Source organism: Microbacterium sp. P5_B6, from assembly GCF_056400345.1.
Genome location: NZ_JBFULL010000006.1, coordinates 212,172 through 226,176 on the forward strand (window position 1 = coordinate 212,172; position 14,005 = coordinate 226,176).

The 14,005-nt window shown below is 69.2% G+C and carries 8 protein-coding genes; 4 read left to right on the forward strand and 4 right to left on the reverse strand.

Going from position 1 to position 14,005, the window contains the following annotated elements; genetic code table 11:
• The first annotated feature begins 53 nt into the window (after window positions 1-53).
• A complete protein-coding gene (locus tag AC1DP3_RS10350) occupies window positions 54-1,310 on the forward strand; it encodes an LCP family protein (RefSeq protein WP_477293079.1) in 1,257 nt (418 codons plus the stop codon).
• A 96-nt stretch (window positions 1,311-1,406) separates the two neighbouring features.
• Here AC1DP3_RS10350 and AC1DP3_RS10355 read toward each other — a convergent pair whose 3' ends face one another.
• Both AC1DP3_RS10355 and AC1DP3_RS10360 read right to left on the reverse strand, forming a co-directional pair.
• Window positions 1,407-2,570 carry an acyl-CoA dehydrogenase family protein gene (locus AC1DP3_RS10355; protein ID WP_477293080.1) on the reverse strand — a complete coding sequence of 388 codons (1,164 nt, stop codon included), beginning with the start codon at window positions 2,568-2,570 and terminating at the stop codon, window positions 1,407-1,409.
• 206 nt (window positions 2,571-2,776) lie between these two features.
• A complete protein-coding gene (locus AC1DP3_RS10360) occupies window positions 2,777-3,796 on the reverse strand; it encodes a M15 family metallopeptidase (RefSeq protein ID WP_477293081.1) in 1,020 nt (339 codons plus the stop codon).
• A gap of 122 nt (window positions 3,797-3,918) precedes the next feature.
• On the opposite strand from AC1DP3_RS10360, the gene AC1DP3_RS10365 reads away from it, so the two are divergent.
• Window positions 3,919-4,980 (forward strand): Rv2578c family radical SAM protein, encoded by a 1,062-nt coding sequence (locus AC1DP3_RS10365; RefSeq protein WP_477293082.1) that lies wholly within the window; start codon window positions 3,919-3,921, stop codon window positions 4,978-4,980.
• 90 nt (window positions 4,981-5,070) lie between these two features.
• Here AC1DP3_RS10365 and AC1DP3_RS10370 read toward each other — a convergent pair whose 3' ends face one another.
• Window positions 5,071-7,272, reverse strand: a complete 2,202-nt coding sequence (locus AC1DP3_RS10370; protein WP_477293083.1) for a DEAD/DEAH box helicase — start codon at window positions 7,270-7,272, stop codon at window positions 5,071-5,073.
• A 292-nt stretch (window positions 7,273-7,564) separates the two neighbouring features.
• Here AC1DP3_RS10370 and AC1DP3_RS10375 point away from each other — a divergent pair, with 292 nt between their 5' ends.
• The gene (locus AC1DP3_RS10375) at window positions 7,565-8,485 is read left to right on the forward strand and encodes an aldose 1-epimerase family protein (protein WP_477293084.1); all 921 of its coding nucleotides are present in this window, start codon (window positions 7,565-7,567) and stop codon (window positions 8,483-8,485) included.
• 90 nt (window positions 8,486-8,575) lie between these two features.
• Window positions 8,576-9,673 (forward strand): DUF998 domain-containing protein, encoded by a 1,098-nt coding sequence (locus AC1DP3_RS10380; RefSeq protein WP_477293085.1) that lies wholly within the window; start codon window positions 8,576-8,578, stop codon window positions 9,671-9,673.
• 973 nt (window positions 9,674-10,646) lie between these two features.
• Here the strand turns inward: AC1DP3_RS10380 and AC1DP3_RS10385 are convergent.
• On the reverse strand, window positions 10,647-13,883 hold the full coding sequence (locus AC1DP3_RS10385) for an efflux RND transporter permease subunit (protein WP_477293086.1): 3,237 nt from the start codon (window positions 13,881-13,883) through the stop codon (window positions 10,647-10,649).
• Window positions 13,884-14,005 lie beyond the last annotated feature (122 nt).

The following is a 14,005-nucleotide window of genomic DNA, read 5'->3' on the forward strand; positions in this document are numbered from 1 at the left end:
ACATCGGGCCTCCCCGATAGAATCGCGGCACTCCGAGGCAGCGAGGCAGTGCGATGGCGAGACGACGGCGTACCGTGGCGCAGCACGCGCGCCTGCGATCGCCCCACCCGCTCGCGCAGCTCGGGAAGGTCGTCGCCGTCGCCCTCGCCGTCGTCCTAGCCAGCTCGGGTGCAGTCGTCGCCTACGCCACCTACGACCTCGCCGCGAGCTTCACCGACGAAGTGGTCGATGTCGAAGGCCAGGCGGCCGTGCCACCCGACATCGGCGCGATCGAGGGCGGCGTGAACCTGCTCGTCACGGGGATCGACCAGTGCGAGCCCGAGTACGCCTACCTGTTCGGTCAGCGCTGCACGGGGCCCGACAGCATGAACAAGCTCAACGACGTGAACCTGCTCGTCCACATCTCGTCCGAGCCGCGCCGCGTCACGGTCGTGTCGTTTCCGCGCGACCTCATCGTGCCGATCCCGCCCTGCACGAACGCCGACGGGAGCAGCTTCGACGGCGGGCCGGACCAGATCAACACGGCATACAAATACGGGGGCCTGGGCTGCGTCGTGAACACCGTCTCGGCGCTCACCGGCCTCAGCATCCCCTTCGGTGCCGTGGTGACCTTCGGCGGCGTGATCGAGGTCACCGACGCGATCGGCGGTGTCGAGGTGTGCCTGGCGCGCGGCATCCGGGACAGTAACACCGGTCTCGATCTCGGGCCGGGCAGCCATACGGTCGCCGGTGTCACGGCGCTGCAGTTCCTGCGGACCCGCTACGGGGTCGGAGATGGCAGCGACCTCGGCCGCATCTCCAACCAGCAACAGTACATGTCGCGCCTGGCCCGGAAGCTCGTCAGCGAGGAGGTGCTGTCCGACCCCGCGCGCCTCTACAAGCTCGCCACGGTCGCGCTCGACAACGTGACTCCCACGCGTCCGCTCGCGAATCCGTTCACGCTGGTTCAGATCGCGCTCGCCGTGAAGGACGTGCCCTTCGACGAGATCGTCTTCGTGCAGTACCCGACCTTCGAGGCGCCCTTCGACTCGGACCGGCTCGTGCCCGACGCCGCATCGGCCCAGGTGCTGTGGGACGCCCTCGAGAGCAACCGTCCGCTCGTGCTGACGGGCGATGTCGGGGCCAATGGCGGCGTGGTCGAAGTCACCGAGCCTGGTCCAGGCGAGGCCTCACCCGCCGAGACGCCTGGCGCGACTCCGGATGCAAGCCCCGATGCGACCGTCGCTCCGGAGGACCCTGTGGAGCTGCCCGAGAGCATCACCGGATCCACCGCGGCGCAGCAGACCTGCAGCGGCGGCAACGTCCGCTGACTCCCCGGCTGGGGTGCCAGGATCGGTCACCGCAGCCGGAATGACGGATGCCGCGACCCTCCGACCAGGAGGATCGCGGCATCCGATCGCCTGTCGTCAGCGCTTGCCGGCGAGCTGGCGTCCGACGATCTCGCGCATGATCTCGTTCGTCCCGCCGTAGATCCGGTGCACACGGGCATCGAGGAACGCGCGGGCGATCGGGTACTCCATGATGTAGCCGTACCCGCCGTGCAGCTGCACGCAGATGTCGAGCACCTCCCACTCGCGCTCGGTCGCCCAGAACTTGACCTTCGCGGCTTCTTCGGCCGTCAGCTTTCCGTCCTTGTAGGCGAGAAGCGCCCGGTCGATGTAGGCCCAGAGCGCGTCGACCGTGGTGGCGACATCCGCCAGCTTGAAGCGGGTGTTCTGGAAGTCGATGATCCGCTCCCCGAACGCCTCACGACTCTTGGTGTAGTCGAGCGTCCAGGTGAGACCCGCGGCTGCGGCCGCCGCACCCGCGACGCCGATCGAGAGGCGCTCCAGCGGCAGGTTCATCATGAGCTGCACGAAGCCCATGCCCTCTTTGCCGCTGATGAGGTTGGCCTCGGGCACGAAGACATCGCTGAACGACAGCTCGGCCGTGTCGTGACCGTGGAAGCCCATCTTGTTGAGCTTCTTGCCGTGATCGAAGCCCTCCATGCCGTTCTCGATGAGCAGCAGGCTGAACGCGTCGGGCCGGTTGCCTTCGCCGGTCTTGACGAAGGTGACGATGACGTCGGCGGTCTTGCCGCTGGAGATGAACGTCTTCGCGCCGTTGACCAGGTAGCCGCCGTCGACCTTCTTGGCGGTCGTCTTGATCCCGCGGAGGTCGCTGCCCGCACCCGGCTCCGTCATCGCGAGCGCTCCGATGATCTCTCCCGTCGCCATGCCGGGGAGCCACTTCTCCTTCTGCTCCTGCGTCCCCATGTGCACGATGTACGGCACGGCGAGGTCGTCCTGGATTCCGAACGCACCGGCGAGAGAGCCCGCGCCGGCGGCGATGATCTCCTCGTTGACGACCGCGCGGAACCGGAAGTCCTGCAGCATGCCGGCACCGCCGAACTCCTCCGGGACCGAGAGCCCGATGATGCCCGAGTCGCCCGCCGCTCGCAGCGTGGCGCGGTCGACCTCGCCCTCGGCATCCCACCGCTCGATCGCCTCGTTCGTGACGTAGCGCTTGATGAACTCCTTGACGACGTCGCGGAACGCCTCGTGGTCCTCGTCGTAGATGTCGCGGTCCATGGGGGCCGTCCTCCTCGTTCGCACACCGTGAGCGGTGGCCGGAGCCCGTCTTCGGGCGTGCGCACGGCCGCATCGCCAGGCCCGATTCTATGCCACCGAGCGGGCGACAGCGAGGGTCGGATGAGATTGCATCTCACGATCCGCGGTACTCAGTACCGCGCGGATCAGATGGGCACCGAGGGTGTCGACACGCGGCTCCGCACCGCTCAGCCGGGGTAATCGGGGGCGGGCGGCAGCCCGAAGAACTCCTCGAGGGACTGCCAGCCCCCCGCGTGATAGGCGGCAGCGAGCTCGCGCCCGACGTAGCGCAGATGCCACGGCTCGGGCGAGTACCCGGTGACGGGCGTGCGGCCGTCGGCATAGCGGACGATCCAGCCGTACTCCCACGAGTGCTCAGCCACCCACTGCTGCTGGGCGGTGCCGCCGAAAGCGCCCATGTCGGCGCAGCTGCCGGCGCACGCCGTGACATCCGCGGCGAGCCCCGACTGATGCTCGCTGTAGCCCGGACGGGCGCTCACCTTGTCGGCATCGGCACGGCCCACCGATGAGACCTGGCGCTGGTAGGTCGAACGCTGTGTGCCGTACGAGCGGAACCCACTGGCAAGTGCCACCTCGCCCGCGCCTCCTGCCGCGGCACCGGCGGCCAGCTCGGCGAGCGCGGCCGCCGCCTCCGTCCGCAGCGTTCCTCCAGAGATGTTGCGCATCGCAGGCGCGACCAGGTCGCCCGGGCGGAAGTCGACGGGCTCCGAAGGGCGGGTCTTGTTCACGACGGCCCAGACCCGGCCGAGATCGGTCATCGGAACGCACGGCGCATGTCCGGTCGTCACCGCGACACGGAACGCCTCTCCGCCGCCCGCTGCCGCGATCGCGGCGCCGTCGTCGCCCGCGTCCATCGCCGCCACGAAGGCCGGGTCGGCGCACACGTCGACCAGTTGAGCCGCTGCCTCGACCGTGGGGGCGGGCAGCGCCGAGACCGACTGCGGCGCCGGCGGCAGAGTGCTCGCCGTCGCTTCGGTCGCGGATTCAGCGGATGCCGAGAAGTCGGGGGCGATGACGGCCGACGTGATCGCGGCGGCTCCCCCGACGCCGAGCACGATGCCCGCCGCCCACGCGAACGCGAAGCGGATCCGGTTCGCGCGGCGCGCGCGGGCGTGCCTCACGGGAGCTTCAGCACTCGTGAGGAGGTGGGCCGCGCGGGCTTCGCGGCGCGTCACCGGAGAGGTCACCCCGCTATTCTCCCGCGACTCCCTCGTGCTCACCGCATGGCCATCGGTGTGCACTCCTCTAAGATCGCTTTTTTGTTCGACACGGGTTGACGTTCATTCGTCATTCTGTTCGAATAGAGCTCATGCGGTGGCAAGGACAAGAACTCGGGGTCCCGGATGCCGGTGCTCTTCCGGGGCTCGAGCATCTCAACGGTCTCGTCCGCTCGGTCACCACCCCCGAGTTCGCGGGTGTGACATTCCACGAGGTGATGGCCAAGACGGCGCTGAACCACGTACCCGGCGCGTCCGCCATGCCGTTCGACTGGACGGTGAACCCCTACCGGGGATGCTCGCATGCGTGCGTCTACTGCTTCGCGCGCGGGACGCACGAGTATCTCGAGTTCGATGCGGGCCGCGATTTCGACTCGCAGATCGTCGTGAAGATCAACGTCGCAGACATCCTCCGGCGAGAACTGGCACGCGGCACGTGGGAGCGACAGCCCGTCGCGCTGGGGACCAACACCGATCCCTACCAGCGAGCCGAAGGCCGTTACCGGCTCATGCCGGGGATCGTGTCGGCCCTCGCCGACTCCGGTACGCCGCTGTCGATCCTCACAAAGGGATCTCTTCTGCGCCGCGACCTTCCGCTGCTGCGGGAGGCAGCGGCATCCGTCCCCGTCACGATCGCGATGTCGATCGCCGTCTTCGACGAGGCGCTGCAGAAGGTGATCGAGCCGGGGACGCCGACGACCGCGGCGCGGCTCGACACCGTGCGCGCGGCCACCGAGGCGGGGTTCTCCGTCACGGTGTTCCTCATGCCGATCCTCCCCCACCTGACCGACTCCATCGCGGCGATCGACGATGCGCTGCGACGCATCAGGGAGGCGGGCGCGGCGCGGGTCGTCTACGGCGCGCTGCACCTGAGGCCGGGTGTCAAGCCGTGGTTCATGCAGTGGCTCGAGCGCGAGCATCCTGAACTCGTGTCTTCGTATCTGGGGCTGTACCCGGGTGTCTCCAGCTACGCGCCCAAGGGGTATCGGGCGTGGCTGGCCAAGCGAGTCCGCCCGCTCATGCGCGTCCACGGCCTCGACGGGCAGGCCGAAGACGACTCGCCCCCGCGGGGCGCGGTGCCGGGACTCGCGTCCCGCAGCCAGGTGGTCACGACCAGCAGGGGACGGGCCGCCGCGCAGGCGATGCTCTTCTAGCCCGGCGCGAAACAGGTCAACCACGCGATCACAGGACGACTCCGGAGAATCGGCCCTGCACACGCGTGGTTGACCTGTGTATGCCGGGGGTCAGGCGACGGGGTCGACCTGACGGCCCGCGAGCTCCTCGATGAGGTCATCGCCGATGCGGACCTCGTCGAACGGCGCCTCGATCTCGGCGCGATCGAGCAGCTCGTTCATGCGACGGCGACGCTGGCGCGTCACGATCGTCACGACGCGGCCGCTCGCGCCCGCACGACCCGTACGACCCGAGCGGTGGAGGTAGGTCTTGTACTCATCCGGCGGGTCGGCCTGGACGACGAGCGAGATGTCGTCGACGTGGATGCCGCGCGCGGCGACGTCGGTCGCGACGAGCACGCGCACCCGGCCGGAGGTCAGACGCTCGAGGTTGCGCGTGCGCTTGGCCTGGTTGAGGTCACCGTGCAGCGCGAGTGCCGGGATGCCGGCATCGTCGAACTGCTCGGCGAGCATCTCGGCGAAGGCGCGCGTGCGGGCGAAGACCAGGGTCTTGCCGTCACGGTCGACGAGCGAAGTGAGGATCTCAGCCTTGTCGCGCTGATCGATCACGAGCACGCGGTGCTCGATGGTGCCAGAGTCCTGGTCTTCGCCGGCCACTTCGTAGACGGCCGGGTTGACGAGGAACTCGTCGACGAGGGCGGCGACCTCGCGGTCGAGCGTGGCCGAGAACAGCAGCTTCTGACTGCCGTTCGCGGTCAGCCGGAGGATCCGCTGCACGGGCTCGAGGAAGCCGAGCTCGCACATGTGGTCGCCTTCGTCGAGCACGGTGATCCGCACTTCGGACAGGTCGAGCCTGCCCTGCTTGACGAGGTCCTCGATGCGACCGGGGGTGCCGATGATGATGTCGACGCCCTTGTGGAGCGCACCGACCTGGCGAGCCTGCGGCACGCCGCCGTAGATCTGGGTGGTGAAGAGGCCCACGCTGCGTGCGATCGGCTGGATGGTGCGGTCGATCTGCAGCGCGAGCTCGCGGGTGGGGGCGAGGATGAGCGCCTTCGGCTTGCGTCCGAACTCACGACGCTGTCCGGCCTGTGAGCGAAGGATCGACTCGACGAGCGGAGCACCGAAGGCGATCGTCTTGCCCGAGCCGGTGCGGCCACGAGCGAGCACATCCCTGCCCTCGAGGATCGGGGCGACGGTCGCGGCCTGGATCGGGAACGGCGTCGCTGCGCCGAGGTCCGCGAGGACCCGGACGATGTTCTCGCCGAGTCCCAGGCTGCCGAACGTCACGTCGGAGACGGCTTCGGCCTGCACGGCGTCCGCCTGGAGGCGCTCGTGAACGACGTCGACGTGTGCCTCGTGCGCCTTGTCGCGCGTGGGGGCTGCGTTCCAGTCGGAGCGGGCCGGACGGTCGTTGTGGTCGCGACGCGGGCGGTCATCGTACGAACGGGCCGGACGGTCGCTGTACGAGCGAGCCGGACGGTCGTCGTTCGAACGTGGGGGGCGGCTGTCGTACGAGCGCGGGGGGCGGCTGTCGTACGAGCGAGCCGGACGGTCATCGTTCGAACGCGGCGGCCGGTTGTCGTACGTCCGCGCGGGGCGGTCATCGTTCGAACGCGGGGGGCGGTTGTCATACGAGCGAGCCGGACGGTCATCGTTCGAACGCGGCGGCCGGCTGTCGTACGAACGCGGCGGGCGGCTGTCGTACGAGCGAGCCGGACGGTCATCGTTCGAACGCGGCGGCCGGTTGTCGTACGAGCGAGCCGGACGGTCGTCGTTCGAACGCGGCGGGCGGCTGTCGTACGAGCGCACGGGGCGGTCATCGTAGGAACGGGCCGGACGATCGGCGCGATACGACGGGCGGCCGTCTCCGAAGGAGCGGCGGTCGTCGCGATCGACGCGGTCGAGGTTCGAGGGGCGGCGCACGGCGCCGTTGCGGTCGGCGTAGGAACGCGCGGGGCGGTCATCCTGGGAACGCGGGGGGCGGCTGTCGTACGAGCGGGCCGGACGGTCGTCATACGAACGCGCGGGGCGATCGCCACGATCGCCGCGGGCGCGGTCGGCACCCGCGTTGGTGCGGATGCCGTGCGCGGCCTCGCGGCCGGCCTTCTCCTGCGCCGTCCAACGGCGCTTGGGAGCGGTGTCCGTCTCCTCGGCGCGGTACCCGCGGTGGCTGGGGCTCTTGCTGCCGGTCTGGCCGGCCGACGACTCACCGGGACGGCGCTTGCGGTCCTGGAAGCTCGTCTTGGCGCCGTAGCGCGGCTCGAAGTTCTTGGCGGGTCGTCCGCCGGCGGGCTTCTTGCTCTTGGGCATGGGTGTAGTCCTTCTGGGTTCTCTCGCACGAGAACAGCGCTCGCACGGCGAGCAACCCGGACATCCGTCGGCCGGGGCCATTCATGTGATGGTGATGCACGCCGCGATTCGGCGTCACCATCGGCCCCTTGAACTCACAAACCCATCCGCGCGCAACGTCGCGGTGTCCAGAGCCGACCTTTCGACCCTAGCCGACGCGCCTGAGAGATCGCCCGATCCGCAACACGCCCGTCATACCGCGCGGCCAGAATGGGAGCGTGAGAGGCAGCGTCAGCGCCTCGAGAGGACCGACATGACCGCTGCGAGCTTCCCCACCGGCACCCAGTACGAGCTCCGCTCCCCGGATGGGCGCGCAACCGCCGAGATCACGCAGGTCGGCGCCGCACTCCGAGCTTTCGCGGTGGACGGCGTCGACCTCGTCCCGCGCTATCCGCTCGACGCGGCAACCCCTGCCGGCTCGGGGATCGTGCTGGTGCCGTGGCCCAACCGGGTGCGCGACGGTCGCTGGACCCAGCGCGGCGAGACGCGCCAGCTCGCCCTCACCGAGCCTGTGACCGGAAACGCGTCGCACGGCCTGCTGCGGTTCGCGTCCTACGCGGTGGCGGCCCGGAGCGCAGCATCCATCACCCTGTCGGCACCCGTCGTCCCGCAGACCGGCTATCCCTTCCACCTCGAGACCACGGTCGCATATGCCATCACCGGCATGAGCCTGCAGGTCATCCACACCGTGACCAACGTGGGCGCAGAGGATGCGCCGGTGGCGGTGGGCACGCACCCCTACCTGTGCATCGGCGATGTGGACACGTCCGAGCTCGTGCTCACGTCACCCGGGGCCACGCGGTTCACGCTGGACGAGCGCAAGCTGCCGGTCTCTGAAGAACCGGTGGATGCCGCCTCCGACCTCCGCGGAGGACGCCTGATCGCCGACCTCGACCTCGACACCGCGTACGGGCAGCTGGCGCGCGACCCGGACGGGCGCGTGCGCACCACTCTTGCGGCCCGCGACGGGCGCGCGCTCACCCTCTGGCAGGGCGAGGGCTTCGACTACGTGCAGGTCTTCACGACCGACCGCTACCCCGGCCAGCCGGTCGCTGTCGCCGTCGAGCCCATGACGGCTCCCGCCGACGCGCTCAATTCCGGCCAGAGCCTGCGCTGGCTCACCCCCGGTGAGTCCTGGGAGCTGCACTGGGGAATCACCTTCGAGACCTCCTGAGGCGCGAGCAGCACGCGACACGGGATCGTGCCGGGCATCCCACCCGCGGCGAACGAGCCGCGCGATTCCACGCGTGCTTACACTGATCGCATGACCCCTTCGCCCGCTCCCGGCGGCCCCGCCGTCCTCGCCCCCGTGGACTCCACGGCACCCAGCCTGAGGGTGGTCAACGAGGGCCTCGGGGCCGCGGCGACGGCCGGCGTCCTCGGGGCGGTCCTGGGCCTGCTGTTCACCTGGCTGTGGCCTGACATGCCCCTCTCGGGCACCGGCTCATTCGGCGAGGTGTCGGCGATCGCGGCCGGTGCGGTCACCGCCATCTCGACCAGCTTGGGGTACTGGCGGTCGCGCCATTCCGCCGGCCAGGAGTGGCGCCTGACGCTCGCGCCGTGGAAATTCGCGGTGAACGCGGTCTCGGTCGTGCTCGTCCACATCATCCTCGCGATCCTCGCGACGATCGCCGGCTACTTCGTGCTCGGCCAGGGGTTCATCGGGCTGACGATGGTCCCGTTCTGGGCTGCCGTCCTCCTCGCCATCAACCTCGGTCTGTCCGCGCACATCTCGTACCTGTCGGCATCGCGGATGACGACGCAGCGGATGTCGTCGCTGCTGATGGCCTTCATGCTCATCGGCGCCCTCACCGCGACGGTCACCACCCCGGATCCCGATTGGTGGAAGCTGCACTTCAGCCACCTGGGCTCGTTCGAGGACTCGATCTCGAGCTGGATCTTCAACGGAACCCTCATCGCGGGCGGTCTGCTCGTGACGACCTTCGGCGTCTACGTCGCCCACGACATGCATCAGCTCGTGGACCGGGGCATTCTCAAGCGGGCCAACGCCCCGCGCATCGTGTCGGTGGTCTTCGTCATCATGGGCATCATGCTGGCCTGTGTGGGTCTCGTACCGGTCGATGTGAACCTGCTCATCCACAATCTGTCCGCGACCGGCATGGCGATCGTCTTCATCGGGCTGCTCCTCTCGGCTCCCCGGGTGCTCAGAGGGATGCCGCGGACGTTCTTCGTCGTCACCTGGAGCTTCTTCACCGCCCTGATCCTCTCGATCGCGTTCTTCGTGTCGGGGTTCTTCGGACTGACCGCATTCGAGATCATCGTGTTCGCGCTCGTCTTCGCCTGGATCGCCGTCTTCATCCGGTTCCTGGGTCTGGCTGCGCAGCAGCCCGCCACCGCCTGAGCCTGCCCGGGGCTCCTCGGCGGCGACCTGCCCCGCCGTCCGATCTGTGACGTTCCGAGGCGGCGCCCGCCTTTTCGGTTGTTACGGTAGTCCGACGGCGTGCCGCCCCCTGCCGGGGAGCGGCATCGGAGTCCTCCGGCATCGACGTCGGGCGGGAGTGATCACCGTCATCGGAGCACCTGACACATTGGGGGGCCAATGTCTTCCTCGGCGATCCTCTTCGCTCCACGACGGGTGGGCCCGCTGCTGTCGGCTTCCGCTGTCCGCAGGGCGTTCCATCGCGCAGAGGCGCACCATGTCGTGATGACCTCCGTCGGTCTGCTCTTGGCCGCCACCGCCGTGGCTGCGGCGACGACGAGCGATCGCACCTGGTGGCAGCTGCACTTCAGCGAGCTGGGCACTCACCGCGACTTCTCGGGCACGGTCTTCAACCTCGGCTCGATGTCGGCCGGCGCGATGTTCGTCCTGTTCGCGACCCGGGTGCGCCGGGCCTTCGCGGACATCCGCGCCCGCCTCGACACCGTCGTCCATGGCCGCCGTCACGCATGCCGGCTGCTGGTCGTGCTCATCGCCTCGTTCGGCGCGCACCTCGCGATCGTCGGACTCGTGCCGCTGGACGTCAACACCGCCGTGCACGAGCGGGCGGCATCCGGGATGATGCTGTCGTTCCTGGGCATCCTCACGCTGGTGCTCGCGACTCCCTGGACGGTCAGGCGCCTGCGCGTGACATCGGCGGTCGTCGCGGCCCTGCTGCTGCCCGCGATCGTCGTCTTCGCCGCAGGGCGAATGACTCTCGCGGCCCTGGAGGTCGTCGGCTTCGCACTCATCTTCACGTGGCTCGCGATCTTCGGCGCCACGCTCCGTCGTGCCGTCGCAGCCCCGGGTGAGCACGACCTGGTCGCGCGCAGGCCCCGCGCGGCCCGGGCCGCGCGGGCGACGACGGGAGGCGCCGGTCGCTCCCGGCGCCTCGCCCTCAGCGTGCGTCGCGTCGGGTGCGCAGCGTCTGCTTCACCGGTGCGGCCGCGGTCAGTCCTGACCCGGCGAGCGCAGGCTGCTCTGCGGCGGCGGCACTCGGGGCCGCAGGTCCCTGGTCGTCGCCCACCGTCGGGTCTGCGGCATCCGCATCTCCGGACTTGCGTGCCGCGCGGCGCTCGCGTGCGCCCTCGACCAGGTTGTAGAGGGTCGGCAGCACGAGCAGGGTCAGCACGGTCGAGGAGATGAGCCCGCCGATCACGACGATCGCGAGCGGCTGCGAGATGAACCCGCCGTGGCCCGTGATGCCGAGTGCCATCGGCGTGAGGGCGAAGATCGTGGCCAGGGCTGTCATCAGGATGGGGCGAAGACGGCGCGAACCGCCGGTGACCGTCGCCTCATAGGCGGAGAGGCCCTTCGTGCGGTACTGGTTCACCAGGTCGACCAGCACGATCGCGTTCGTCACGACGATGCCGATCAGCATCAGCACGCCGATGAGCGACGCGACCCCCAGAGGCACGCCCGTGATGATCTGCAGCAGGATCGCGCCGGTCGCCGCGAAGGGCACGGAGACGAGCAGGAGCAGCGGCTGACGCAGCGACTTGAAGGTCGCCACCATCACGATGTACACGATGAGGATCGCGGCGAGCAGTGCGAGCCCCAGCTGCGAGAAGGCGTCCTGCTGCTGAGTGACGACGCCGCCCAGGGTCGCGTCTGCGCCCGTCGGAAGGTCTGCGTCGGCGAGGGCCGCCGTCACCGCCGACGAGGCGGTGGCCAGGTCGTCAGTCGAGGGCGTCACGGTGACCGTGGAGGTGCGCTGTCCGCCCTCGGAGGTGATCGAGGTGGGACCCTCGGTCTGCTCGACGGTCGCGATCTGCTCGAGCGGGATCAGACCGGCGGCGCTCGGGATCTTGAGCTGCCGCAGCTCGTCGATCGTTGCCGGCGGATCGGAGACCGCGAGGTACACCGTCACGGAGGTCTCGTCGATCTCGACCGAGCCGATGGAGCGGGGCTGCATGGTGCCCGACACCAGCGCGCCGACAGCGACCTCCGAGAGCCCGAGGTCGGCAGCGGCATCCCGGTCCACCGTCACCGCGACGTACGGAAGGGATGCCGAGAGGTTGCTGGAGACCTGTCCCACGCCTTCGACATCGTCGAGCGACGCCACGACCTCATCGGTCGCGGCCTCGAGCGTCGCCTGATCGGGCGCGGTGACGTCGATCTCGATGTCGCTCGAGCCGAAGCCGCCGCCGCCGGAGGCGACCGTCACGGTGCCCACGTCGTCGAGGTCGGCGACGGCCTGCTGCACATCCTCGCGGATCTGCACCTGGTCGGCATCGGGGTCGGTGGTCACCGAGTAGGTCACTCCCCCGCCGCCGCCCCGGAAGGCGTCGCGCAGGGCCGAGCCGCTCGAGCCGATCGAGGTCTGCACGGTGTCGACTCCGTCGACGGAGAGCAGTGCGTCCTCGACCTTCTGCGCGGCCTCGTCCTCAGCCTCGAGGCTCGCCGCCGGCGCCACCTCCTGGGTGACGGTGAAGGTGTTCTGCCCGGAGTCGCCCAGGAAGTTCGTCTTCATGAGCGGTGCCAGGGCGATCGTGCCCACGAGCACGAGAACGGCGAGCCCGAGCGTGATCCACGAGTGGCGTAGCGTCCAGCGCAGGATCGGCAGGTAGGACTTCTGCAGCCGTGTGGGCGGCGCGTCGGGCGCTTCGGGGTCGACCTCACGCCCCGCCTCGTCGAGCATCGGCTTGCCGGGGCGGAGGAACCAGTACGCCAGCACGGGCACGATCGTGAGGGCGACCAGCAGCGACGACAGCATCGCGATCGTGATGGTGAGCGCGAACGGGCGGAAGAGCTCGCCCGTGACATCCCCGACGAACGCGATCGGCAGGAAGACGGCGACGGTGGTGATGGTGGACGCCGTGATCGCCGAGGCGACCTCGCGCACGGCCCGCAGGATCGACGGGAGCTTCTCTGCATCGCCGACATAGTGGCGCTTGATGTTCTCGATGACGACGATGGCGTCGTCGACGACGCGGCCGATGGCGATCGTGAGGGCGCCGAGCGTCAGGATGTTGAGCGAGTAGCCGAACGTCTGGATGCCGATGAAGGTCAGCAGCACGCTCGTGGGGATCGAGATCGCCGTCACGAGGGTGGCCCGCACCGAGAGCAGGAAGACGAGGATCACCAGCACCGCGAAGAACAGGCCGAGCAGGCCCTCCTGGGCGAGCGAGTCGATCGACTGCTGGATGTACGGCGCCTGGTCGAAGACGACCGTGAACTCGGCGTTCTCACCGATCGAGTCCTGCAGCGCGGGAAGCGCGGCTGTCACGGCCTTCGACACGTCGACGGTGTTCGCGGCGGGCAGCTTGGTGACGGCGATCGTCAGCGCCGGCTCGCCGTTGACCCGCGAGATCGAGGTGACCGGATCCTGCTCCTGCGACACCGTCGAGACGTCGCCGACCGTCACCAGGCCGGCCTGGGCCTGCTCGGGTGTGGAGGGCACGAGCGGCAGCGCAGCGATCTCGTCCGCCGAGGAGATCTTCGCGCCGGTCTGAACGGTCAGGGACTGGTCGCCCTCGGTCACCGAGCCGCCGGGGAAGAGCACGCCGTTCTGCTCGAGAGCGTCGCTGATCGCCTGCTGGGTATAGCCGTCGGCGGCGAGTGCCGCGGCATCCGGGGTGATCGTCACGCGCTCGCCGCGACCGCCCACGATTCCCGCGGTGCTCACTCCGTCGATCTGCTCCAGATCCGGGATGACGGATGCTTCGAGCTGCGCCTGGATCGTCGCCTCGTCGTCGTAGCCGGTGACCGCCAGCTGGATGACGGGCAGATCGTCGAACGAGAACGACACGACGTTGGGCTCGACGTTCTCGGGGAGGTCGCTCTTGATCCGGTTGATCGCCTGGGTGATCTTCTGCTCGGCGGTGGCGAGATCCGTGCCGTAGGTGAACGCCGCCTGGATGATCGACGCGTTGGTCGTGCTGGTGGCCGTCGTCGACTCGAGCCCGGGAATGCCCTGGAGTGCCGACTCGATCGGAGCCGAGACATCGTTGCTCACGACTTCGGGCGATGCGCCCGGATAGGTCGTGACGATCGACAGCTGCGGGAACTCGATCGAGGGGATGAGCTCCTGCTCGAGGTTCACCAGCGCAAGGCCGCCGAAGATCGCCGCGACGATCGTGACGAGCGCGATGAGCGCGCGGTTCTTGAGGCTCAGGACGGCGAGGTTCGACACAGGTGCCTTCGCAGGGTGGAGGGACGATGCCGGATGCTTCGGCTCCGCGCGTCCGAAGCCGGGCGACGCGAACGATACGCGGATGTATCGAACTTCAGTATCGCATGGGGCCGACAGGACCC